24 protein-coding genes are annotated in these 22,171 nt (G+C 40.5%); 10 read left to right on the top strand and 14 right to left on the bottom strand.

The features are described from left to right. Window positions 1–2 precede the first annotated feature (2 nt). The 11 genes from fabF to pfkA form a co-directional block, all read right to left on the bottom strand. On the bottom strand, window positions 3–1,247 hold the full coding sequence (fabF, locus tag B155_RS0100620; protein ID WP_018126291.1) for a beta-ketoacyl-ACP synthase II: 1,245 nt from the start codon (window positions 1,245–1,247) through the stop codon (window positions 3–5). 15 nt (window positions 1,248–1,262) lie between these two features. Beyond that, window positions 1,263–1,502, bottom strand: coding sequence for an acyl carrier protein (locus tag B155_RS0100615; RefSeq protein WP_018126290.1), 240 nt, complete (start codon window positions 1,500–1,502; stop codon window positions 1,263–1,265). Window positions 1,503–1,584: 82 nt separating this feature from the next. After that, window positions 1,585–2,334 carry a 3-oxoacyl-[acyl-carrier-protein] reductase gene (gene fabG, locus B155_RS0100610; RefSeq protein ID WP_018126289.1) on the bottom strand — a complete coding sequence of 250 codons (750 nt, stop codon included), beginning with the start codon at window positions 2,332–2,334 and terminating at the stop codon, window positions 1,585–1,587. 9 nt (window positions 2,335–2,343) lie between these two features. Next, window positions 2,344–3,231: an ACP S-malonyltransferase gene (fabD, locus tag B155_RS0100605; protein ID WP_018126288.1), complete on the bottom strand. Its 888-nt coding sequence runs from the start codon at window positions 3,229–3,231 to the stop codon at window positions 2,344–2,346. Continuing rightward, a complete protein-coding gene (locus B155_RS0100600; protein WP_018126287.1) occupies window positions 3,231–4,223 on the bottom strand; it encodes a beta-ketoacyl-ACP synthase III in 993 nt (330 codons plus the stop codon). Before B155_RS0100600 ends, fabD begins: the two co-directional genes overlap by 1 nt. An 11-nt stretch (window positions 4,224–4,234) precedes the next feature. Beyond that, window positions 4,235–5,218, bottom strand: coding sequence for a phosphate acyltransferase PlsX (gene plsX / locus B155_RS0100595; RefSeq protein WP_018126286.1), 984 nt, complete (start codon window positions 5,216–5,218; stop codon window positions 4,235–4,237). Between the two features lie 12 nt (window positions 5,219–5,230). Further along, a complete protein-coding gene (rpmF, locus tag B155_RS13705; RefSeq protein WP_071594788.1) occupies window positions 5,231–5,410 on the bottom strand; it encodes a 50S ribosomal protein L32 in 180 nt (59 codons plus the stop codon). A 16-nt stretch (window positions 5,411–5,426) separates the two neighbouring features. Continuing rightward, a complete protein-coding gene (locus B155_RS0100590) occupies window positions 5,427–5,930 on the bottom strand; it encodes a YceD family protein (RefSeq protein WP_018126285.1) in 504 nt (167 codons plus the stop codon). Between the two features lie 53 nt (window positions 5,931–5,983). Continuing rightward, the gene (locus B155_RS0100585) at window positions 5,984–6,625 is read right to left on the bottom strand and encodes a deoxynucleoside kinase (protein ID WP_018126284.1); all 642 of its coding nucleotides are present in this window, start codon (window positions 6,623–6,625) and stop codon (window positions 5,984–5,986) included. A 7-nt stretch (window positions 6,626–6,632) separates the two neighbouring features. Beyond that, window positions 6,633–7,919 carry a glucose-6-phosphate isomerase gene (locus B155_RS0100580; RefSeq protein WP_018126283.1) on the bottom strand — a complete coding sequence of 429 codons (1,287 nt, stop codon included), beginning with the start codon at window positions 7,917–7,919 and terminating at the stop codon, window positions 6,633–6,635. After that, the gene (gene pfkA / locus B155_RS0100575) at window positions 7,920–8,909 is read right to left on the bottom strand and encodes a 6-phosphofructokinase (protein WP_018126282.1); all 990 of its coding nucleotides are present in this window, start codon (window positions 8,907–8,909) and stop codon (window positions 7,920–7,922) included. 99 nt (window positions 8,910–9,008) lie between these two features. Here pfkA and B155_RS0100570 point away from each other — a divergent pair, with 99 nt between their 5' ends. From B155_RS0100570 to B155_RS0100535, 8 genes are all read left to right on the top strand, one after another. Further along, complete coding sequence (locus tag B155_RS0100570) at window positions 9,009–10,028, top strand: polyprenyl synthetase family protein (protein ID WP_018126281.1); 1,020 nt, start codon at window positions 9,009–9,011, stop codon at window positions 10,026–10,028. 2 nt (window positions 10,029–10,030) lie between these two features. Then, window positions 10,031–10,813 (top strand): UDP-2,3-diacylglucosamine diphosphatase, encoded by a 783-nt coding sequence (locus tag B155_RS0100565; RefSeq protein WP_018126280.1) that lies wholly within the window; start codon window positions 10,031–10,033, stop codon window positions 10,811–10,813. Further along, window positions 10,810–13,158 carry a penicillin-binding protein 1A gene (locus B155_RS0100560; RefSeq protein ID WP_018126279.1) on the top strand — a complete coding sequence of 783 codons (2,349 nt, stop codon included), beginning with the start codon at window positions 10,810–10,812 and terminating at the stop codon, window positions 13,156–13,158. Before B155_RS0100565 ends, B155_RS0100560 begins: the two co-directional genes overlap by 4 nt. A gap of 33 nt (window positions 13,159–13,191) precedes the next feature. Next, entirely contained in the window at window positions 13,192–13,896 is a 705-nt protein-coding gene (locus tag B155_RS0100555; RefSeq protein ID WP_018126278.1) for a 5'-methylthioadenosine/adenosylhomocysteine nucleosidase, read from the top strand. A 199-nt stretch (window positions 13,897–14,095) separates the two neighbouring features. Beyond that, window positions 14,096–14,908 (top strand): hypothetical protein, encoded by an 813-nt coding sequence (locus B155_RS0100550; RefSeq protein ID WP_018126277.1) that lies wholly within the window; start codon window positions 14,096–14,098, stop codon window positions 14,906–14,908. A gap of 141 nt (window positions 14,909–15,049) precedes the next feature. Continuing rightward, window positions 15,050–15,430 carry a hypothetical protein gene (locus tag B155_RS0100545; protein WP_018126276.1) on the top strand — a complete coding sequence of 127 codons (381 nt, stop codon included), beginning with the start codon at window positions 15,050–15,052 and terminating at the stop codon, window positions 15,428–15,430. A 145-nt stretch (window positions 15,431–15,575) separates the two neighbouring features. Continuing rightward, complete coding sequence (locus B155_RS13805; RefSeq protein WP_018126275.1) at window positions 15,576–16,367, top strand: TIR domain-containing protein; 792 nt, start codon at window positions 15,576–15,578, stop codon at window positions 16,365–16,367. A gap of 152 nt (window positions 16,368–16,519) precedes the next feature. Beyond that, window positions 16,520–16,942 carry a hypothetical protein gene (locus tag B155_RS0100535; RefSeq protein WP_018126274.1) on the top strand — a complete coding sequence of 141 codons (423 nt, stop codon included), beginning with the start codon at window positions 16,520–16,522 and terminating at the stop codon, window positions 16,940–16,942. A gap of 727 nt (window positions 16,943–17,669) precedes the next feature. Here B155_RS0100535 and B155_RS0100530 read toward each other — a convergent pair. Beyond that, complete coding sequence (locus tag B155_RS0100530; protein WP_018126273.1) at window positions 17,670–18,041, bottom strand: DoxX family protein; 372 nt, start codon at window positions 18,039–18,041, stop codon at window positions 17,670–17,672. Window positions 18,042–18,143: 102 nt separating this feature from the next. On the opposite strand from B155_RS0100530, the gene B155_RS0100525 reads away from it, so the two are divergent. Together B155_RS0100525 and B155_RS0100520 are read left to right on the top strand one after the other, a co-directional pair. Beyond that, window positions 18,144–18,488 carry a winged helix-turn-helix transcriptional regulator gene (locus B155_RS0100525; protein ID WP_018126272.1) on the top strand — a complete coding sequence of 115 codons (345 nt, stop codon included), beginning with the start codon at window positions 18,144–18,146 and terminating at the stop codon, window positions 18,486–18,488. A gap of 81 nt (window positions 18,489–18,569) precedes the next feature. Continuing rightward, on the top strand, window positions 18,570–18,899 hold the full coding sequence (locus B155_RS0100520) for an antibiotic biosynthesis monooxygenase family protein (RefSeq protein ID WP_018126271.1): 330 nt from the start codon (window positions 18,570–18,572) through the stop codon (window positions 18,897–18,899). A gap of 861 nt (window positions 18,900–19,760) precedes the next feature. Here the strand turns inward: B155_RS0100520 and argH are convergent. Together argH and B155_RS0100510 are read right to left on the bottom strand one after the other, a co-directional pair. Continuing rightward, window positions 19,761–21,065, bottom strand: coding sequence for an argininosuccinate lyase (argH, locus tag B155_RS0100515; protein WP_018126270.1), 1,305 nt, complete (start codon window positions 21,063–21,065; stop codon window positions 19,761–19,763). Between the two features lie 9 nt (window positions 21,066–21,074). Continuing rightward, entirely contained in the window at window positions 21,075–22,130 is a 1,056-nt protein-coding gene (locus B155_RS0100510; RefSeq protein WP_018126269.1) for a M20 family metallo-hydrolase, read from the bottom strand. Between the last annotated feature and the right edge of the window lie 41 nt (window positions 22,131–22,171).

The raw sequence follows: 22,171 nt of genomic DNA, 5'->3' as shown, positions 1-22,171 counted from the left end.
AATTATTCTTCGAACTTCTTAAATACCAATGTGGAATTGTGTCCACCAAATCCGAAAGCGTTGTTTAATGAGTATCTCACTTCTCTAGCTACAGCTTTATTCGCTGTGTAGTTCAAGTCGCACTCTGGGTCTTGGTCATCCAAATTGATAGTTGGAGGAACCATACCATGGTAAATAGCCAATAATGAAGCCACACCTTCAATAGCACCAGCAGCCCCTAAAGTATGCCCAGTCATTGATTTTGTAGAATTCAAATTGATGTTTTTAGCATGATCACCAAATACTTTCTTAATCGAATTGGTTTCAGCAATATCGCCTAGAGGTGTAGAAGTTCCATGCATATTAATATGGTCTACATCTTCCGGCTTGATGCCAGCGGCGTTTAAAGCAGTATTCATAGCTAACATTACTCCACCGCCATCAGGATCTGGTGCAGTAATGTGGTAAGCATCAGCTGAGTAGCCATAGCCTACGATTTCACCATAAATGCGAGCTCCACGCTTTTTAGCCATTTCATATTCTTCTAAGAAAAAGATACCTGCACCTTCACCAAGTACAAAACCATCTCTGTTCTTATCGAATGGACGTGATGCCGCTTCTGGGTCATCATTTCGAGTACTCATGGCTTTCATAGAGTTAAAGCCAGCCACTCCTATTTCGGTTACAGGGGCTTCCGAGCCACCTGTTACTGCCATATCAGCCATACCATATCGGATAGCATCGTAAGCAGAACCTATGTTATGAGAACCAGTAGCACAGGCTGAAACCACACAATAGTTAGGGCCTCTAAAGCCATGACGTATTGAGATTTGGCCAGCAATGATATCTGGTATTAACATTGGAATGAAGAATGGAGACACTCCACGAGGTCCACGCTCGTTTAAAGATATGGACTGGTCATAGAAGGTCTTCATGCCACCAATACCGGTACCCACCATTACGGCTACACGGTCTTTATCAATAGCATCAAGATCTACTTTAGAATCTGCGATAGCTTCATCAGAGGCAATGATTGCATATTGCGCAACATTATCTAATCTACGTCCTTCCTTTCTTTCGAAATAATCGGAAGTATCGTAATTAGGGATTGTAGCGGCAAATTTGGTAGCAAAATCAGTAGTATCGAAATGTTCGATAGGCCTTGCTCCACTTTTCCCAGAAATTAAACCATTCCAAAAATCAGGTGCGCTCTTACCTATAGGGGTAAGAGCGCCAATTCCTGTTACAACGACTCTACGTGTTGTCATAAAGTAATAAGTATTTTAAGAGAGTTTACCAGAAAGGTAGCTTACTGCATCTCCTACAGTGGCAATGTTCTCAGCGTCTTCGTCAGGAATACTTACATCAAACTCTTTTTCAAATTCCATGATAAGCTCAACGGTATCTAATGAGTCTGCACCTAGATCGTTTGTGAAGTTAGCGTCAGCTGTTACTTCAGATTCATCAACGCCAAGCTTGTCGATGATAATGTCTTTTACTTTTGATTCTACATCTTGTGACATATTGTGTCCTTTAGGTTTTAGTAGTTTTGTTTAACTAAAGTTATTGAAATTAAAAATTCATGACAGCATCTGCAACAAGCAGTTACATTGCCATTCCGCCATCAACTCGGATGGTTTCTCCGGTGATATACGTACTCATATCGGAAGCTAAAAACACAACCGCATCGGCCACTTCGTCGGCATTACCCGCACGGCCTAATGGCGTTTCTGCTTTTATTCCCTCTAATACTTTTTCATCTAGTTGATCAGTCATATCGGTTAGAATGTAACCCGGAGCAATTACATTTGCACGAATTCCTCTAGATGCCAATTCTTTCGCGTACGACTTTGTAAAGCCGATTATACCTGCTTTTGATGCAGAATAATTTGTTTGGCCAGCATTTCCTGAGATTCCAACAACCGAACTAATATTGATTATTGATCCGCCACGATTTCTCATCATTGGCTTTGCTGCTGCCTTCGAATAGTTAAATACACTCTTAAGGTTTGTGGTGATTACATCATCCCACTGCTCTTCGGTCATGCGTAAAATCAGGTTGTCTTTTGTGATGCCTGCATTGTTTACAATCACATCGATTTTACCAAACTCTTCAGTAATACTTGCAATTACTTCTTCGGCTTGAGCGAGATTCACAGCATCAGCTTGCATCGCTTTTACTTTACTTCCCTTTGCTTCCATTTCAGCAACTACTTCATTAGCAGCGTCGGCCGAGCGAGCATAGGTGATAATTACATCTGCACCAAATTCAGCTAAACGAAGCGCGATAGAGCGGCCAATGCCACGGCTACCACCTGTTACTAAGCATACTTTTCCTTCTAATGATAAACCCATAATACTTCCTTATTGATGACCCGAAATTTGAGCCTTTCGGTTCGTTCTTTTTACTAATCCCTGTAACACTTTACCCGGACCTACTTCAACAAATGCATCTGCACCGTTCTCCATCATGTTCTGGAGGGTTTGAGTCCAACGCACAGGATTCAGTAATTGATTTAATAAATTAGATCGAATCTCTTCTACATCGGTTGTAGGCTGAGCGGTATAGTTACTATAAATAGGACAATTAGGAGTCTTAATCTCCAAATTCTCTAACGACTCTTTCAATCCGTCGTAAGCCGGTTGCATTAATGATGAATGGAAGGCTCCTGAAACTGGAAGCATCATTGCCATTCTAGCACCGTTTTCCTTAGCCAGCTCTACTGCTTTTTCAACTGCATCGATGTAACCAGAAATCACTAACTGCCCGGGGCAGTTGTAGTTAGCTGCAATCACTTCATTGCCGGTAGCTTCTGTTGCTTGAGCGCATACTTCTTCAACCTTGTCGTCGTCCATTCCAATAATGGCCGCCATTGTTCCTGGGTTTGAAGTACCAGCTGCTTGCATCAATTCACCTCTACGGCGTACAATCTTTAATGCATCTTCGAAGCTCACAGCTCCACATGCTACTAAAGCAGAAAACTCACCTAAACTATGCCCTGCAACCATATCTGGTTTGGCATCAAGGGTTTTAAAAAGAGCTACTGAATGCAAGAAAATAGCTGGCTGAGTATACTCAGTTTGCTTAAGCTTTTCTTCGGGTCCTTCAAATAGCACCGACTTTAAGTCGATTCCTAAAATTTCATTTGCTTGATCTACATACTTAGCGAACTCAGGATTTGAAACGTAGTGATCCTTTCCCATGCCCACAAACTGTGATCCCTGTCCTGGAAATAAATAAGCTGTACTCATTACTTAATTCCCCATTTTAAATAGATTGATCCCCAAGTGAATCCTCCACCAAAGGCAGATAGTATTAAATTATCTCCATAGTTGAGTCTATCTTGCCAATCGTATAAACACAGAGGAATAGTACCTGCGGTGGTGTTACCATATTTCTGAATGTTAATCATCACTTTTTCAGATGAAAGCCCCATTCTTTTAGCGGTAGCTTCGATAATACGTAAATTTGCTTGATGCGGAACTAACCATGCCACATCATCAGGAGTTAAGCCGTTCTTCTCCATAATTTCTAGAGATACATCGGCCATACCCATCGTCGCTTTTTTGAAAACCGCACGACCATCTTGCGTGAGGTAATGCTGACGACTGTCTAAAGTTTCTTGAGTAGCTGGGTTTAAACTTCCACCAGCATGCTGATATAATGCGCAGTTCACATCCCCTTCGGTGTAGTGAATCTGATCAATGATTCCAGTCTCGTCGGTTGATTCTTCCAATACCACAGCACCTGCGCCGTCGCCAAATAAGATACTAGTAGTACGATCGGTGTAATCTAAGATCGAACTCATTTTATCCGTACCGATAATCAACACTTTCTTAGCTCTGCCTGCTTCGATGTACATAGAACCAGTACTTAGGGCATATAGAAAACCCGAACAAGCCGCAGATAAATCGAAGGCAAAAGCTTTTTTAGCACCTAACATATTTTGAACAAGACAAGCCGTAGCTGGGAAAAAGTAATCGGGTGTTACTGTAGCTAAGATAATTAAGTCGATCTCATCTGCACTAACATCCGCTCTTTGAAGGGCTTCTTTTGCCGCTTCACAACCCATAAATGCGGTAGCTTTGTCTTCGTCTTTTAGAATTCTACGTTCCTGAATCCCTGTACGTGTTCTGATCCATTCATCGTTGGTGTCCATCATTGTCTCGAGTTCAGCGTTTGTCATTCTGTACTCGGGTAAATAATGCCCAACGGCAGTAATTTTTGCTCGTTTTACTTCCATAAAGGAGTTTTTCAGTTTAGAGATGCTACGATTTTGCCGTTCACGTCGTTTTCAACGCAAGTTACAGCACTTTTAATCATGTTCTTGATGGCCAATGGAGAGCTTCCGCCGTGCCCTACAATACTAACCCCGTTTACTCCTAAAAAGGGCACGCCTCCAACCCGTTCGTAATCGAATGGTGCTAAAGAGGTTTTCAGTATCTTAATGGCGGTACCCAACTCTGCTTTATCCACATCGAGTTGAGCAATTGCTTGTTCCACCAACTTCATGATAGTGGCAGGTATAGATTCCCCAAATTTGAGAAGTATGTTACCCACTAAACCATCAGTTAAAAATACATCGGCTTTACCCGGCAAAATATCTTTGCCTTCGAGATTACCTACAAAGCCTGGCATTTCTTTGATATGTTGATGAATAGCTTTTAAAGACTCCGTCCCTTTTTCTTCTTCTTCGCCTACATTTAGTAAACCAAAGGTTGGGTTTTCGATACCAAGCACATTGCTACAGTATACTTGCCCCATCTTTGCGAATTGTTGAGCTACTTCTGGTTTTAATTCCAAATTAGCCCCCGCATCAATAAGAAGACGGAATCCTTTTTCGGTAGGATAGTACGCACCTATAGTAGGGCGTAAAATTCCTTCGAGTTTGCCTAAAATAAAAGTTGAAGCCGCTAATAGCGCCCCGGTATTCCCGGCACTAACAAAAGCGTGGCATTTGCCCGCTTTATGCAGCCCCATACCAATTACAATAGATGATTGTTGTTTGTTTTTTACAGCTGAAGACGGAGATTCTTCCATCCCGATTACTTGTGGAGCATCTTGAATTAGTACGCGCTTAGAGTCGTACTGCTTTCCTTCCAGTTCCTTTTCTATTTGAGCTTTAGGCCCCAATAGTAGTACAGTAAGTTCAGAGTTTTCCTCTATAGCCAATAAAGCCCCTTCAACAGGAGCTTTTGGGTAGTGGTCACCTCCGGCTGCATCAACGGCAACAATCATGATATAGCTAGTTTAGTTAGCAGCTTTTGTAACTTGACGACCGCGGTAATGTCCGCACTCTGAACATGCGTGATGGTAACGGTGTAGCTCTCCACAATTTGAGCATTTTGCCAATGTTACATCTGAAATAGCATGATGTGAACGGCGTTTGTCTCTGCGTGATTTGGAGGTTTTTCGCTTTGGATGTGCCATTTATTTACTTAAATAATTATTTCTTTAGTTCCTTTAATGCTTCCCATCTCGGATCAATTGTGTCTTCTTCCTCTTCGGTATCTTCACCAAACTTTTGGTTCACATACTCTTTTGGGTTTCCGTCATCATCCAAGTATCTGGGATGTAATTTCTTTACAGGGAGATTGAGCATAATGCTATCAAGTACATCTTGCTCTAAATCTATTTGCTTCGAATTAATATCTATATTTCTGATGGCTCCACTTTCCTCGGCAGACTCTTCCACTTCTTCAGCTTTAAATAACACCTCATACTGTGTATTCACGGTATGATCAAAGGTGTCGAGCGAACGGTCACAGACTAACTCAACTGTGCCTTCCACTTCAAACTTAGCTTGAATGAAATGAGGGGTCCGATAGAAGTCGATATCAACTGTTCCTCCTTTAAAAGGAAGTTCACCTGTATCGATATCATCACTGCTGATTTCAACAGTCCTCTGGCTTTGGCCTTCAGGAATTTCAAAGATCTTAAACTTCAACATAGAACGTCTCCACTATAGCTTGCTAATATAAGGATTATAGCACTTGCGTACAATCAATTAAATAAGCCAAATAATCGCTTATCTACTTGCTCTATAACCTTTCCTAGGTCCTCGTTGTTGTTCACAAAATCGAGATCATCGGTCTCTATAATCAACTTCTCGTGCGGATAACGGTCGATCCAATCCTCATACAGGCGATTCAAGCGCTCTAGATAATCAATGCGGATGGTGTTCTCGTAATCGCGCCCACGTTGTTGAATTTGACGCACCAGTGTAGGTACTTGCGCACGTAAGTAAATAAGAAGATCTGGGGGACGAAGGTAGTAGCTCATCTCGTGGAACAACGCTTCATAGTTTGTGAAGTCGCGATCACTCATTAAACTCATCTCGTGTAAGTTCTTCGCGAAAATCTCCACATCCTCATAGATGGTACGATCTTGGATTAAGCTCACTCTATTTTCGAGCATCTCTTTTTGATGGCGAAATCGACTACTCAGGAAGTAGATCTGCAGATTAAAACTCCACCTGCGCATGTCTTCATAAAAATCGGCTAAGTATGGGTTATCATCTACCGATTCAAAAAAAGCTTCCCATTGAAAGTGCTTGGCTAATAAACTTGTGAGTGAAGATTTACCTGCACCAATATTACCCGCAACCGCTATATATTGAGACTTCGCTCCGTTTTCTTTTGTCATAGTATCTTTATTCTTTTCCGAGCAAACGGTACATCGCTTTTTTGTAATCTTCAACCCCCGGTTGATCAAATGGGTTTACGCCCATGCTATACGCATAAACGGCCGTAAACAATTCAAAAAAGTAGATGAGTTCGCCTAAATTTTCTTCATGTATTGATCCGATTGTAATATCTATAATCGGGACTCCACCTTTGCTGTGCGCTTCCACGACTCCAGCTTTCGCAAGTCTGTTTACCTCGTGGTATAAGTTACCGGATAAATAATTAAGCTGATCAATATTATTTACAGTTTCTTCAATTTTCTTTGAACTACTTGCTTGCTCCACTGATATCAAGGTCTCAAATACAGAAGGCGTACCTTGCTGTACAAACTGTCCAATGCTATGTAAATCAGTAGAGTAGCAGGCTACCGACGGGAATATCCCCTTCCCTTCTTTACCCTCACTTTCGCCTAAGAGTTGCTGAATCCATTTTCCAAATTCTACCATTCTCGGTTCAAAAAAACTAAAGAGGTCTACCCTCCAACCTGCGTCATGAAGCGCTTTTCGAAGCGCGGCATATCGTAGAATATCTTCAGGTTGCTCTTCATAGCTTCTATAGACTGAGACCGCTCCATAATAAAGTGTTCTAATATCGTAGCCCGCAATTGCGATGGGTAACAAACCCACAGGCGTTAATACAGAGAAACGACCACCAACATCCTCTGGAATCACAAACTTTCGAAAGCCGTAGTGTTGAACAAAGCTATTTAATAGCCCACCTTCCTCACCGGTTGTTACAATCACACGGTCTTTAAGATCAACCTCATGATGTTCTAACTCGGCTAATAGTGCACGAAAGGCGATAGCTGTTTCTAAGGTAGAACCCGACTTCGATATCACATTAATATACACACTTTTTGCGGTACCGTCGGCTTTGGGTTCACTTATGTATTGGCATAGCTCATCTAGATAACGCCCATCGATGTTGTGCCCCGCAAAAATAATTTCAGGACCTCGTTTCTTGAAACTGGGGCTCAGTGCTTCTATCACAGCCTTTGCACCTAAATAAGAACCACCAATTCCACATATAATTACTACATCTGCATCCGAGCGAATGCTTTTAGCGGTGGAACTTATCATCTCTAGAAGTGCATCATTGGGGTTTGCTAAAATATCTCTCCACCCTAGCCATTCATTTCCTTTGCCAGTGCCCTGCTGTACTTCAGTAAATGCATCGCTGGCTATTCTGTAAGCTTCCTCTAAAACTCCTTCCTCGAAAACCTCTGTAGCCTTTGTTAGATCTACTCTTATCATTTATCGTAATATCCTCGCTAGTTCCAATAATCCTTGATCTAATTCTTTTTTTCTAGAAACCGCTACACGTATGGGGGTTATTTTTGTCTGATTATTCACTACACCCACCATCACATCACTATGCCCTTCTAATAACACCTTTACCGCTTCGGCCCCCATTCTACTTGCATTTACTCTATCACGTGCGGTAGGCGAGCCTCCACGTTGGATGTGCCCAAGTATACATACTCTCATGTCATACTTATCGAAATCACCTTTCAGTTGCTCGGCTAATTTTATAGCACCGCCTATTTCATCTCCTTCAGCTACCACAATTAAACTGCTACGCACCTGATTCTCTAACATTGAGTTCAACTGAGCTTTTACTTCCTTCACGTCGGTGAGTTCTTCAGGCAACAATACCAATTCAGCGCCACCTGCTATCCCAGTAAGTAAGGCGATGAATCCAGAGTCACGTCCCATTACCTCCACCAAGAACATACGCTCATGGGCATCTGCGGTATCTCGGATTTTATCCATTGCTTCTAGGGCGGTATTCAGTGCCGTGTCGTAACCTATGGTCTCGTCCGTTCCGATGATATCATTATCTATGGTAGCCGGCACACCCACTACATTCACCCCATGCTCTTCGCTAAGTATATTGGCTCCGGTGAAAGTCCCATCGCCCCCGATAGTCACTAAAGCATCAATGCCGTGTTTCTTAATATTCTTTGCCGCCTTTGCGCGCCCCTCTTTTGTTCTGAACTCATCAGAGCGTGCCGACTTCAATATGGTACCGCCCTTCTGGATGATATTTGAAACCGAATGAGTATCCATTAGTTCAATCTCGCCCGATATCAATCCACGATATCCATGTTTGATGCCTAGAACTTCTATACCGCTTTTAGTGGCTGAGCGAACTACTGCGCGAACAGCCGCGTTCATACCAGGGGAATCACCACCACTAGTGAGCACTCCAATATTCTTTATTTCTACTACAGGTTTCAGCACAATGATTGGTTTTATAATTGAATATTATCGCTAAAATATTGTTGTAGATATTAACTAAATTCTAGACTTCTCAAGTTTAAGAAAATTTAAACACATTTGATGATCGATAACTCTGTACTTCCGCGCATAAGTAACGAAACTGTTACGAGGAAATCCTTAAAGGAAATAACGGCTCCTGTATCCGATAGCCTCGATGAGTTTAGATCATTTTTTAAGGATACCATCAAAACCGATGTGTTCCTCTTAGATCAAGTGTTGAATTACCTTCATCGCCAAAAAGGAAAAGAGCTGCGCCCTACCCTCGTGTTTATGACGGCGAACTTGTTTGGTGGTATTACACGCCGTAGCCACATTGCCGCTACGATGATTGAGTTACTGCACACCGCCACTTTGATTCATGATGATGTAGTAGATGAAGCGAATAGTCGCCGTGGATTTGTGAGCATCAATAAAATATGGAAGAACAAAGCCGGAGTTTTATTAGGCGATTACCTGCTCTCGCGTGGCTTACTTGTTTCCCTTGAGAACGAAGAGTACAAACTGTTGAAAGTGCAATCGCAAGCCGTGCAAAAGATGAGTGAAGGCGAACTTCGTCAGCTTAAAACGGCTGGGTTATTTAATATGACCGAAGACCGTTACTTTCAGATTATCTCCGAAAAAACGGCCAGCTTGATTTCAACTTGTTGCGAGTGTGGTGCCGTATCCGCTACGGATGATGAAAGCATGCACGATTTAATGGCTGAAATTGGTCTATGTATAGGCATTGCCTTCCAAATACGAGATGACCTCTTCGACTACGGCGTTTATGACATCGGCAAACCGAAGCGAAATGATATACAAGAACGCAAAGTTACCCTTCCCCTCATTAAGGCGATGGAGCATGCTTCCAAAAAAGAGGCCGCTCATATTCGTGCGCTCATGAAGAAGCGTAAAAAGTCATCTGCGAATGTAGAAGAGATTGTGGAATTCGTGCACAAAAGTGGAGGTATGGAATATGCCAAAGAAAGCATGTACGACTATGCCAATAAAGCCATTGAGGGCTTAGAAAAACTTCCAGATTCAGAGGCTAAAAAAGATTTTGTGGACCTCATTCACTACGTAATCACACGAAAAAAATAAGTATGCCCCACAGGGAATATGTTTTTATTTCTGATGTACACCTAGGGGCCTTTCAACCCACCGAAGCGAAAGCAATTGAACAAGAGTTTATAGCTCTGGTTGAATTCTGTATTGCCTACGAGCTGAAGTTATTCATACTGGGCGATTTATTTGATTACTGGATGGAGTATCCCAAAAAACAATGGGTACCGAATATTTCCCCCGATGTACTGGAAGTTTTAAAGCGATATAATCAGCAGGTTGAACCCATTGTTTACATCACAGGGAATCATGATAATTGGGACTTTGGCTACTTTGAGTCGATGGGCTTTGATGTAGAAACGGATTATAGAAGCCTCAACTTAGCAGGACTTCAGGTACTATTGATTCACGGAGATGGACATTATATAGATGATCAGAAGCCATTAAAACGTCCACTATTTCATCGAATGCTTAGAAGTAAGGCATTTATAAAGCTCTATCAATCCTTACTTCCTCCGGAAATGGGAATTGGAGTAATGAAGCATTTTTCCAAAGCATCGAAGGTGAGAGATATTCATTCAGCCACTGCATTAAATATACATGCAGAACAAGTGCTTAACTCCACGAATTTTGACTATATTCTAAGCGGGCACGATCATATTCCACGAATGGAAACTTTTACTGGCGGACGGTATATAAACCTCGGAACTTTCTTTCACCATAGGAGTCTGGTTTTATATAACAAAGATGGATTTCATCTCGTTAGTTGGAAAGCATCCACCCAAGAATTCGTACCTTTCAAAGAATCAACTACAGCAGAATGAGCGATACCAATAATCCTATAGATCACCAACGGTACTTTAACGATCCTGAGTACAGGAAAGAGATTTTAGCTCAACAAAAAGAGAAAAAGCAGGCAGGCTCTGACCCTAAAAAAAGTTCGTACGGCTCTGAATCTGATTCCTTGAAAAAGAAAATCATTGTATGGACAAGCAGTATAGCTGGGGTGCTTGTACTTGCGGGTTTAGGATACCTTTACTTCCTCATTCAAGGCTTACCTCCTCTCGAGAAATTAGAAAACCCCGATACTTTTATAGCTACTGAAGTGCGTAGTAGAGACGGGGTGGTGTTAGACAAATACTTTACGGAGAACCGTACTTGGGTGCCTTATTCTGAAATTTCACCCAATGTTATAAACGCGCTTGTTGCTACCGAAGATCACCGATTCTACAACCACTGGGGTATCGATATGTTTCGAACCCTTGCCATCCCTATCAACCTATTGAGAGGCCGTGTTGAAGGTGGATCTACTCTAAGTCAGCAATTAGCCCGAAACCTTTACAAAGAAATTGGTCTCGCTTTTTCCATCTCCCGTAAATTCCGAGAGATGATAACCGCCGTTCAGATTGAGCAGAATTATACCAAGCGCGAAATCATTGAGATGTACTTAAACACCGTTGAGTACAGTAACAGTGCCTTTGGTATTGAAGCGGCTGCACGAACACACTACAACAAATCTGCTAAAGAATTAAACGTAACCGAAGCGGCTACTCTAGTAGGCTCCGTTAATGCGGTATATTATTATAACCCACGATTATTCCCAGAACGCTCTAAACGTCGCCGTGATGTGGTGTTGTTCCTGATGCGAAATCAAGGATTCATCAACGATGACACATACAATCAACTAACAGCAGAACCCATTGCTCTTGATTACCAGCCCCCATCAAAAGCGGGACGAGTAAGCCGATATTTTGGGGAATATGTACGTCAGCGTGTAACAGGTTGGGCCGAAGAAAATGGATATGATATTTATAAAGATGGTTTGGTGATTTACACCACTATCGATTCTCGTTTACAGAAGCATGCCGAAGCGGCCGTAGCAACCAAACTTGATTCCATTCAAAGTAAATTCGAAGCAGAATGGACCACACCCGGTGGTGAATACCTCGACAAACTATGGGCGAAATACCCCCTCTTCAAAGACAGCTTTTTGGAAGAAACCGACGAGTATAAAAATGGCTTTCAGAATTATAACACCAAAATACGAAAGGTGGTGTTAGATAGCCTGAAGGCCAATGAAGCCTTTATGGATTCTGTGCTTCGAGCTAAAACACGACTTGAAGCTAGTTTTGTAGCCATTGAGCCTTCTAACGGTAACATCTTGGCATGGGTTGGAGGTTCTAACTATGGCGACGTTCAGTACGATCATGTATACCAATCACAACGTCAGGCGGGTTCAACCTTCAAGCCCTTTGTGTATGCCGTAGCCATCGATAATGGATTTAAGCCCTATCACAAATTTTCGAAATACCCTATTTCATTCCGAGATCGAAACGGCAAGGTATGGGCCCCGAAAGATGCTACGGTGGCATCTGGTCCGGATATGATACCGATTCGCCAAGCGTTAGCTCGTAGTTTGAACAATATTACCATTCGTCTGCTACCCGAACTTGCGGGATACCCTGGCACCAACAAACTATGGGAACTTGATGGCGCTGCACGAAAAATCAAAGACATGGCCTCCAATTTAGGCATCGATATGTCGGATCAACCAGCCTTCCCTTCTATTGCATTAGGTACAGCGGAAGTCTCTCTCTTGGAAATCACTTCGGCGTATACCACCTTCGCAAACAATGGCGTTCATATTGAACCTATAGCCATTACCCGTATTGAAGATCGTGAAGGCAATGTGCTTAAAGAATATGTACCGGAATACCGCAAAGAAGTAATCAGCCCTGAAACAGCCTACATCATGCTAGATATGATGCGTGGGGTAATTCGTGGTGGTGAAGATTACCATGGTACTGGAGTTCGTCTGCGTAACGTGTATGGTGTGCGCCAAGATATTGCCGGTAAAACAGGAACTACTAATAACTCTTCCGATAACTGGTTCATAGGTATGACTCCTCATATGGTGATGGGCTCGTGGGTAGGTGGTGCGGATCGCCGTATTCGATTCCCTAAAGATGACCCAAATAGTATTGGTCAAGGTGCACGAACGGCCTTACCAATCGTTGGAACATTCATTAACTACGCCTCTGCCGATCCCGATGCTTTTTGGGGAAATGATGCCTTTACACCGCCTCCTGGTTTTGTGATGCCTGAAGATCCAAATACCGTAAACAACGAGTTAGTTCGTGATAAAAACAAAGGCCGTATTGGCTGGTAATACTCGTATTCCTTAAAGGTTAAAGCAATAAGTATGAGCCCTACGACTTCCCCTATTGCCATTATTGGTGCTATGGATGCCGAAATTCAAGAATACCTTCACCATCTTGAAGACATGAAGGAAGAAGCATGGAATCACTTTGTGTTCTTTCATGGACTGTTAGAAGGCAAAAACGTGGTGTTGGTGAAGTCGGGTATAGGTAAGGTGTTTTCAGCTATGATTGCCCAGCACATGATCGACACCTATGCTCCCTCCCATTTATTATTTACGGGTGTTGCTGGGGCGCTGAACACCACCTACGAAATTGGCGATATTGTGCTATCTAAAGATTGTGTACAACACGATATGGATGTACGTGCTTTAGGCTTTGAACGCGGTCGAATTCCCTACACAGATTTCAAAGTCTTTGAAGCCAACAATGAACTACTTTCTATTGCCCAGGGTGTTCAATCAGAGCAGCATATTCATACAGGACGTATTTTAACGGGAGATCAATTTTTCACCCATAGTGCTTTAGACAGTCATACCTACCTCACTCAAGAACTTGAAGGCGATGCCATTGAGATGGAAGGCGCGGCAGTGGGACAAGTGTGTGCCATCAACAACATTCCATTTTTAGTAGTGCGTACCATCTCCGACAAAGCCAACGAAGAAGCCTCTCTCAACTTCAATGAATTCCTCCCTGAAGTAGCTAAAAACTCCTTCGCCGTAGTTCGACATACATTAAAAAACTTGTAGGACTACCCCCCCCACTTCGCTAGTGACTAAGCACGCCTACCCATTACCACCGCTCACCATTAGCAGTTAACCATTAGTAATTGATTTATAGGGATCTTTTGGTATTTTAAGCCCAACAGGGATTGGGGTTGTTAGGGTTGTTTGTGTAATGTTTTCCGAAGACCTTCTCTGATAATATTATGTTAGCCAAACTTACAGAATGAAACTACTTTTCAAATCTTGTTTAATAGTTCTAGTGATTGGTTGCTCTGAAAACCAGACTAATTTTGAAAATTTACAAGGAGATTGGCAAGGATCAGGAGAAAATAAATCTTACATGCATATATCTGGTGATAGTCTTCTCTTCAACAGTTTCTTTTATCAAAAGTATACAGTTTATGATGACTCTATTGTGGTTGAATTAGATTCCCCCTATAAATCACGGATTACTTATAAAGAAGTTTCTCAGCATATCTTCTATATCACTGAACTAACAGATTCAAAATTTACCTTTGAGTCGGTTCTAGAACGACAGCAAAGAAGGGTAAATGACTTTGAATTTGATACGGTTGAATATGAATTCAGGCGATTTAAACCAATTTGGAATCAGCCAAAGTTGGTTAGAATAGAGTTTTCTTCTGGCGAATGTTATTACGGAGGTTGCCCGCAAAGGAACATAATCATCGACAGTTCAGGGTATTTTTACTATGAACCTGTAGAAAATGTAAATGTCGATACAATTTTTGAAAGCAATAAAGCCAAGCCTTTTTTTAGTGATCTATCTTTAATCGTTTCATCAATCCCAACCGAATACATAGAGTCGTTGGATGGTATCACAATGCATGCTCAAGTATTATATACAAAGCTTTTTTTCGATAATGGGCTTGAATTAAGTTTTTTCACAGATCATGAAAACGATTTATACCCTTTATTTTTGAAATTGGAACATTCATTGGATTTTATAGAAGGATTGAGTCCAGCAAACAAGATTAATTTCTCAATTCGAGATACTCTTAATAATTATGCACTTTAAACTAAAAACCGTTTTGCTAACAATCGTTTCAAGCGGATCCCGACAGTGGTCGGGACTTCGCTCTATTTTACTTTTAACTAAAACCTAAATTATAACGGGGCCGCTTCGCCAGCTGGCGGACAGGTTAAACGCCAGGTCGTTATGCTGCAACAAGAATTGAGATCAATAATTCTACTTATCATTTCCTTAACTACATTTAGTTGTCATAATGGCAATCAATCGAGTCATGATTTTATTGGAGAATGGGAAAGCGTAAAATTTGGAGGAAATGATGGCGGAGATTTCATCACAAAAATTGAGGTCTCATTTAAATCCGATTCAACTTTCCAAGCGATAGCTTTTATGGTCGATAGTTCCAGCAATAAAAGAAGTGGGAGTTTTCATATTAATTTAGATTCTCTAACCATGATAGGAAATGGAGAGCCAATCACACAAATATTTCATTTTAGTGGTGACACGTTAATTTTAGATGATGTGGAAATTGATTCTCGAGTTTATCTTTTACAAATTTATAAACATTAAAGTGCTGTATAACAAGCATTTCAAGGCGGTCGCAGTTAGGGTTCGCTGGAAAGCTTGTGAGAAATAGAATTAATCAGTTAATTCAACAAAAACTAAAACTTTGCGCCGCTTAAACGCAGGGTCGTTATACCGCTAATTAACAAAGATGAATCTACAAGAAAAACTTAACCGACTTGAACATCTACGTGATTTAGTGGAAAAGTACGTCCCCATCATGTACCAGTCTACTGATGAAGGAAAAAAACTTCACACAGAAATAACAGAAGTCTACGGTGAAGTTGCAGACATTTTTGATCAAATTGTTGGAAAAGAAGAAATTGTCGTTCCAATTAGAATGGGAAAAGCTGTTTATCCAAACTATTTTGAAGCAGGTTTTCTTTCAGGAAGATCAATACACTCTCACCAAGGCAAAACACAATTAAGCAAAGTGATTGGAGCTGTTAAGACTTTAGTAGAAAAAGGTGCTGTCTCTGATTCAGAAAGTTCTCATGGAAATAGAGTTTTTTTAGTTCATGGGCATGATGAATCCGCAATTCAAACCTGCGCACGCTTTCTAGAAAAATTAGAATTACCTGTTACCATTCTCAGAGAACAGCCAAATAAAGGAATGACCATTTTAGAAAAATTTATAGATCACTCAGATGTTGGTTTCGCTGTAGTTCTCTTGACAGGAGATGATCGTGGAGGAACTATAGATACTGGTTTTGAAGATCAAGAACCAAGAGCGAGACAAAACGTGATTTTAGAACTTGGCTTTTTTCTTGGAACTTTAGGTAGGGATCGAGTATGCGTTTTATACGAAGAAGGTGTTGAAATACCTTCTGACTATAATGGAGTCTTGTTCATTCCAATTGATACACGCCAAGCATGGAAATTAGATCTAGCAAAAGAAATGAAAGCCGCTGGCCTTCCCGTAGATTTAAACAACGCGGTATAACTATGCGTTTTTAATCGGATGTGGACGGGGTGCGATGAAACTTGATTGACAGGAATATATTTCGCTATTTCAACCAAATCATAATCCCCGTGCCGCGCCGCCAGCTGGCGAACAGGTTAAACGCCGGGTCGTTAGGCGAACAAAAGAGATCAATGGAAGAAAAACCAAATCGATACAAGCTTACCGAATATTGGGGCCCAAGAGTTCTAGTTTCATGGTATTCGGCATTTGTATTGATCGGATTGATATTCTTTGAATTACCAGATGGACTTATAATACCTCTTATGGGCGGCGTTATGGCTGCGGTTTCAATTCCAATGACTCAGCATGTACTTCATTTTCAAAAAAAGAATTCAGGTCATATGAAACGAGGACTCTATGATTCGGCGGTTTTCTTTTTCTGGGTTTTTGGCTTATTTGGAACTTCTTTTTTTCTAACTGGAGCAATGATCTCCATTTTCAATAGTAGTGATGCCTTTGGAATATTCTTTTTTCTATCATCATCTCTTTTTCCATTGGGAATAGCGATTGGTGCCTCAAAGCAATGGGAAATGCGAGACGTATTCAAAACATAAACTTAGTACATTCGCATAACAAGCGTTTCAAGGCGGATCCGCCAGCTGGCGAATCGCTGTTCAGGATGACGGCGTTATAATATGGATAAGTAAAATTGAGAGATAGCATTGCCATATGCGAAGTAGGAGCTTATAGAAGGCATTCCCAACGGGGACGTTGGGAACGAGGGAAAACGTTTGTGAGAGTAATCATAGCCAGATTAAGATCCTGTCCGCCAGCTGGCTCGCAGGATGACGTTGTTGGTTTTTTTGTTTGGTTGCTAGATAAGAGTTCAATAACACTTGCTGGATATACCTAAAAAGCTCCAAGCACTCCCGGCGTTGGAATTGAGCAGGAGTTGCCTTCATTTCGCACAGCGGCAGAGAAGCAGAACTTGCGCCGCGACGCAAGGGCTGCGGAGCGGAATTGCATGTTGTGCCTGGCGCGGCTAATGAAGGCCCGAATAAATTCCTGCCGGTGGCTTTTGCTCCCCTTTTGTCCACACAAAAGGGGAAAAGAAAGTGAATTTGGCTTGGTAGGAGTGACTATATTTATAATATGAATCAGCTTAAAATTAATTGGTCATCCTGAACTTGATTCAGGATCTGTAAGGGAAACCTATTTGCGCTGCATAAATCTCAAACAACGCTTCATCCAAAATCCTAACGCACAATCATAGCCAACTTAAGATCCTGTCCGCCAGCTTACGGATCAGGATCCCTAATCCTCGCTTACTCCTCCCTATTATTACACGAGGATCTTAAAATGTTTGTCTGTTAGTAGTAATAGCACGCAAGCGATACAACAATAAAAGGCTGTATAAAAGTATTTAAAGTCGTGATGTGCGAAATGAACCATTAGTGCTCCAACAGCAAATGGAAAAAGCCAAAGAACAGATATGTTTTTAACTTCATGATACCAGAAGCCAACTAGCAAGCCAACTACTCCTAATAATTCACCATACCCAATAAATAAAGTCCATAATTTACCGAAGCCAAAATTATTCATATTCTCCATCATACTTTGCTTTTGAAATACTTTAAATAGACTTGCATAACCAAAAGCATAAACTAGATAACTATATGCGCCCCAATTGATAATTTGAAATAATGTTTTCATAAATAATAATTTAATATTGAATGTTTATTTCAAAAACTAGAGGTTATAAGCATGAGTAAACAGTACTTACAAAATTGTATGGTACTAACAAATGAGTAAGAAATGAGAAAGAGTTGTTCTACCAATACAATTAATAAAAAACAGATAGAAGAAAATTGTGGTATAGCCTATACCAATTCCATTTTAAGCGGGAGGTGGAAGCTAAACATATTAGCATTTCTATTAAGCGAAAAGACACTTCGATACAGTGAATTAAAAAACCTCTTAGTTGGTATATCAGAACGTATGCTTATCACCCAATTGAAAGAACTCCAAGTAGATGGTTTAGTTAATCGCATTTCTTATCCTGAAGTACCACCTAGAGTTGAATATGAGTTAACCGATAAAGGTAAGTCCTTAGAACACATTTTAATCGAAATGGCAAAATGGGGTTCAACACATAAGTAAAGTACTCATCATTTCTGGAATTCGTATCATTTCTGCTAATCGGCAATTAGTTCATGGAAACCAATCTATTCCCATTTCTTTATGAAACCAATTAGTGTAATAAATTCAATTGAAGTACCTGAGGGCTTTGAAGAGGAAGCCATCAAAGTAAGAGATATCTATATCGCGTATTTCAAGACTAAAAAAGGATTTGTGAGTTCAACCTTCTATAAATCTATCAATGCTAATAACACCTTCGATTTTGTAAATATCGTGGTTTGGGATTCGTACGAATCATTCCAAGAGGTAGTGAATAGTGGGTTTGATGATGTAGATGGATTGAACGAAGATAATATGAAAGTACTTGGGAAAGGCTTCCCCCACCCTATTAAGGTATCCCCCGGTCAGTTTGAAGTTATTCGTAGTGATTAGAGTGAAGTCTTACCGATCTGCGAGTTTGCATTGTGGGATCTTTCGGGAAAATAGCTAGGGATTAACAATCCATTGAATGCTGTGAACAATATACCCACGGCCCTTGATTTACATCAATTCAGTAAAAAATACCTCAAGATCCTTCGCTACGCTTAGGATGACTGGAGTAGTTTCACGTGGCTTAGTATGCAAATAAAGATCCTGAATCACGCTGCACTTCGTTCCGCTGTTCAGGATGACATCGTTGGTTTTTTTGTTTGGTTGCGAGATAAGAGTTAAGTAACACTTGCTGGATAAACCTAAAAGCTCCAAGCACTCCCGGCGTTGGAATTGAGCAGGAGTTGCCTTCATTTCGCACAGCGGCAGAGATGCAGAACATGCGCCGCGACGCAAGGGTTGCGGAGCGGAATTGCATGTTGTGCCTGGCGCGGATAATGAAGGCCCGAATAAATTCCTGCCGGTGGCTTTTGCTCCCCTTTTGTCCACACAAAAGGGGAAAGAGAAGAAGTGAATGTGGCTTGGTAGGAGTGACAATATTTATAATATGAATCAGCTTAAAATTAATTGGTCATCCTGAACTTGATTCAGGATCTGTAAGGGAAACCTATTTGCGTTGCATGAATCTCAAGCAACGCTTCATCCAAAATCCTAACGCACAATCATAGCCAGATTAAGATCCTGTCCGCCAGCTGGCGGATCAGAATGACGGCGTTTTTATATGGGTGGATAAATAAAAGAAATTGCATCGTTGTTCCTTATCTTTAATGTTCTCGTTTTACGACTCCTATTATATAGAGCTTCGATATAGTCAGAGTTTCATAAACAAACACTCATATATAAACTACTTCCTTCCCTTTTGAGTCAATGTTCTAAATTTAAGACGTTCTCCATTCTACGCTGAATATCTTTTAACATTAAGTTTCCTATACTCCCTTCATGAGTATGATTCAATTTACTTGTTTGAGATTTTAATTCACCCTTATCTATCATCTTCGCTACTTGAAGATAGGCTTCTCTGAATGGTGTACCATTAATAACTAAATCATTAACAGCTTCTACAGAAAAAATAAGTTTGTATTTAGGATCTTTTAAAACGTCTTTAGCAGGTTCGATTTTTGAGACCGCATAACAAGTTATACTTAAACAATCTTTTATCTCTGTGATAGCGGGAAATAATAGTTCTTTTAGTAGCTGATAATCTCTATGATAGCCTGAAGTTAAATTACTTATGCTCATCATTATCTGATTCGGTAGTGTTTTTAAAACATTTGTTTTAGCACGTAATAATTCGAAAACATCAGGATTCTTTTTATGAGGCATAATACTAGATCCCGTAGTTAACTCATTAGGTAAATGTATAAAATTGAAGTTCTGGCTATTATATAAACAAACATCGGCCGCTAGCTTATTTAAAGTAGAGGCTATATTTGCAATAGCAAAGGCTACCACTTGCTCGGTTTTACCACGTCCCATCTGTGCATACACTGAGTTATATACCATACTTTCAAAGCCCAATAATTCTGTGGTCATTTGTCGGTTTAAGGGGAAACTTGAGCCATAACCAGCGGCAGAACCTAAAGGATTTCTGTTCACAACTTTATACGTGCCCTTCAACACTTCCATATCATCAACTAAGCTTTCTGCATACGCCGAGAACCATAGCCCAAAACTACTTGGCATGGCGGCTTGAGTATGAGTATAACCGGGTACTAATACTTTTTTATACTCATCTGCACTATGTATAAGTACCTCAAATAATGCCTTCGACAATGATTGGATTTCTTTTATTTGATCTTTCAAGTATAGACGAATATCAACCAATACTTGATCATTACGAGATCTACCTGCATGTATTTTTTTACCTAAATCTCCGAGTTTTCGTGTAAGTAACAACTCAATTTGTGAATGAATGTCTTCTACTTCATCTTCAATTTCAAATGTATTAGTAGTAGTAATTTCATCCTGAATTCTATTTAATTCTTTGGTCAGCTGTTCTAACTCAGTTGGCTTAATAAGCCCTATCGACTCCAACATTGTAATGTGAGCGATGGTACCGATAACATCATACTTTGCCAATTCAATATCTAGCTCTCGATCTTTCCCAATGGTAAATTGCTCAATAATTTGATCAGTTGTATACCCTTTGTCCCATAATTTCTTTGCCATTATAACTCCCTAAAACTCTAGATTACTTAATAATTGTATATATAAATCGATGCCTTCTTTAATTTCACTTAAGTAAATAAATTCATCTACTGTATGAGAACGGTGAGTATCACCTGGACCTAATTTAATACAAGGAAAAGGCATATGAACTTGATCAGACATTGTTTGAGAGCCGTAGCTTGTAATTCCTAACTCCATACCCTTACATACAATGGGGTGATCTTTGGGGATACTTGAGGCTTTTAAATGTGTAGACCTAGGAACAACATCACAATCAATGTGTTGTTTAATCACATTTAAAATTTCCGAATTGGTGTAATACTCATTGGGACGCACATCTACAACAAAACTACATTCATCAGGCACCACATTATGTTGGCTACCAGCTTCAATTTGAGTCACTGTCATATTCACCTTACCTAATATGTCTGATTCCTTTTCAAACTCATACTCTTTAAACCATTTGATGTAATCCATTGCTTTATAAAGTGCATTATCTCCTTCTCCTCGTGCGGCATGTCCACTTTTTCCATGTACTAAACAATCCAGTACAAGAAGGCCTCGTTCTGCGATGGCCATTTTCATTGAAGTGGGCTCTCCAACAACACCTAGATCAATGGAGCCCAATTCATCTAATACAATAGGAACCCCATTTTTTCCTGATGTTTCTTCTTCAGCAGAAGCTAAAAATACCAGATTATATGGCTGTTCAAATTTCGCCAAATGAAGAAATGTGTGAAGTAAACTAACAAGCGGACCACCTGCGTCATTACTCCCCACCCCATATAGTTTACCATCCACAAGTGTGGCACTAAATGGTTTATAAGTCCATTTTGAAGAGACTTTTACAGTATCGTGATGGGAGTTTAATAATAATGTAGGCATTTGAGGGTCTCTTTCTTTTGACCATGCCCAAACGTTATTTTTTTTTCGCTGAGTGCTGAAACCCAAAGTTTTTAAATAGTTTTCTATCACATTAGCGGTTTTATCTTCTTCACCACTATAGGAAGGAATTGCAATTAGCTCTTTTAAAAGTTCAATTGCCTGCTGGTTTAAATTCATCATAATTCAATCTCCTTCTTGAAAGGTGTCCCCTTAGTATTAAT

It is taken from the genome of Balneola vulgaris DSM 17893 (assembly GCF_000375465.1).
In the GTDB taxonomy this organism is placed as follows: Bacteria; Bacteroidota; Rhodothermia; order Balneolales; family Balneolaceae; genus Balneola; species Balneola vulgaris.
This window is presented reverse-complemented; position numbering and strand designations above follow the sequence as displayed.

What these genes read in the sequence shown, in the direction of transcription:
- B155_RS0100565 (WP_018126280.1), top strand. Translation starts at nt 10,031, where the DNA reads ATGCCCCACAGGGAATATGTTTTTATTTCTGATGTACACCTAGGGGCC.
- B155_RS0100550 (WP_018126277.1), top strand. Translation starts at nt 14,096, where the DNA reads ATGAAACTACTTTTCAAATCTTGTTTAATAGTTCTAGTGATTGGTTGC.
- B155_RS0100600 (WP_018126287.1), bottom strand. Translation starts at nt 4,223, where the DNA reads ATGGAAGTAAAACGAGCAAAAATTACTGCCGTTGGGCATTATTTACCC.
- B155_RS0100590 (WP_018126285.1), bottom strand. Translation starts at nt 5,930, where the DNA reads ATGTTGAAGTTTAAGATCTTTGAAATTCCTGAAGGCCAAAGCCAGAGG.
- B155_RS0100520 (WP_018126271.1), top strand. Translation starts at nt 18,570, where the DNA reads ATGAAACCAATTAGTGTAATAAATTCAATTGAAGTACCTGAGGGCTTT.
- B155_RS0100545 (WP_018126276.1), top strand. Translation starts at nt 15,050, where the DNA reads ATGCTGCAACAAGAATTGAGATCAATAATTCTACTTATCATTTCCTTA.
- B155_RS0100570 (WP_018126281.1), top strand. Translation starts at nt 9,009, where the DNA reads ATGATCGATAACTCTGTACTTCCGCGCATAAGTAACGAAACTGTTACG.
- fabG (WP_018126289.1), bottom strand. Translation starts at nt 2,334, where the DNA reads ATGGGTTTATCATTAGAAGGAAAAGTATGCTTAGTAACAGGTGGTAGC.
- B155_RS0100525 (WP_018126272.1), top strand. Translation starts at nt 18,144, where the DNA reads ATGAGAAAGAGTTGTTCTACCAATACAATTAATAAAAAACAGATAGAA.
- B155_RS0100530 (WP_018126273.1), bottom strand. Translation starts at nt 18,041, where the DNA reads ATGAAAACATTATTTCAAATTATCAATTGGGGCGCATATAGTTATCTA.
- B155_RS0100555 (WP_018126278.1), top strand. Translation starts at nt 13,192, where the DNA reads ATGAGCCCTACGACTTCCCCTATTGCCATTATTGGTGCTATGGATGCC.
- B155_RS0100535 (WP_018126274.1), top strand. Translation starts at nt 16,520, where the DNA reads ATGGAAGAAAAACCAAATCGATACAAGCTTACCGAATATTGGGGCCCA.
- B155_RS0100580 (WP_018126283.1), bottom strand. Translation starts at nt 7,919, where the DNA reads ATGATAAGAGTAGATCTAACAAAGGCTACAGAGGTTTTCGAGGAAGGA.
- B155_RS0100585 (WP_018126284.1), bottom strand. Translation starts at nt 6,625, where the DNA reads ATGACAAAAGAAAACGGAGCGAAGTCTCAATATATAGCGGTTGCGGGT.
- rpmF (WP_071594788.1), bottom strand. Translation starts at nt 5,410, where the DNA reads ATGGCACATCCAAAGCGAAAAACCTCCAAATCACGCAGAGACAAACGC.
- B155_RS0100615 (WP_018126290.1), bottom strand. Translation starts at nt 1,502, where the DNA reads ATGTCACAAGATGTAGAATCAAAAGTAAAAGACATTATCATCGACAAG.
- argH (WP_018126270.1), bottom strand. Translation starts at nt 21,065, where the DNA reads ATGGCAAAGAAATTATGGGACAAAGGGTATACAACTGATCAAATTATT.
- B155_RS13805 (WP_018126275.1), top strand. Translation starts at nt 15,576, where the DNA reads ATGAATCTACAAGAAAAACTTAACCGACTTGAACATCTACGTGATTTA.
- fabD (WP_018126288.1), bottom strand. Translation starts at nt 3,231, where the DNA reads ATGAGTACAGCTTATTTATTTCCAGGACAGGGATCACAGTTTGTGGGC.
- B155_RS0100510 (WP_018126269.1), bottom strand. Translation starts at nt 22,130, where the DNA reads ATGATGAATTTAAACCAGCAGGCAATTGAACTTTTAAAAGAGCTAATT.
- B155_RS0100560 (WP_018126279.1), top strand. Translation starts at nt 10,810, where the DNA reads ATGAGCGATACCAATAATCCTATAGATCACCAACGGTACTTTAACGAT.
- plsX (WP_018126286.1), bottom strand. Translation starts at nt 5,218, where the DNA reads ATGATTGTTGCCGTTGATGCAGCCGGAGGTGACCACTACCCAAAAGCT.
- fabF (WP_018126291.1), bottom strand. Translation starts at nt 1,247, where the DNA reads ATGACAACACGTAGAGTCGTTGTAACAGGAATTGGCGCTCTTACCCCT.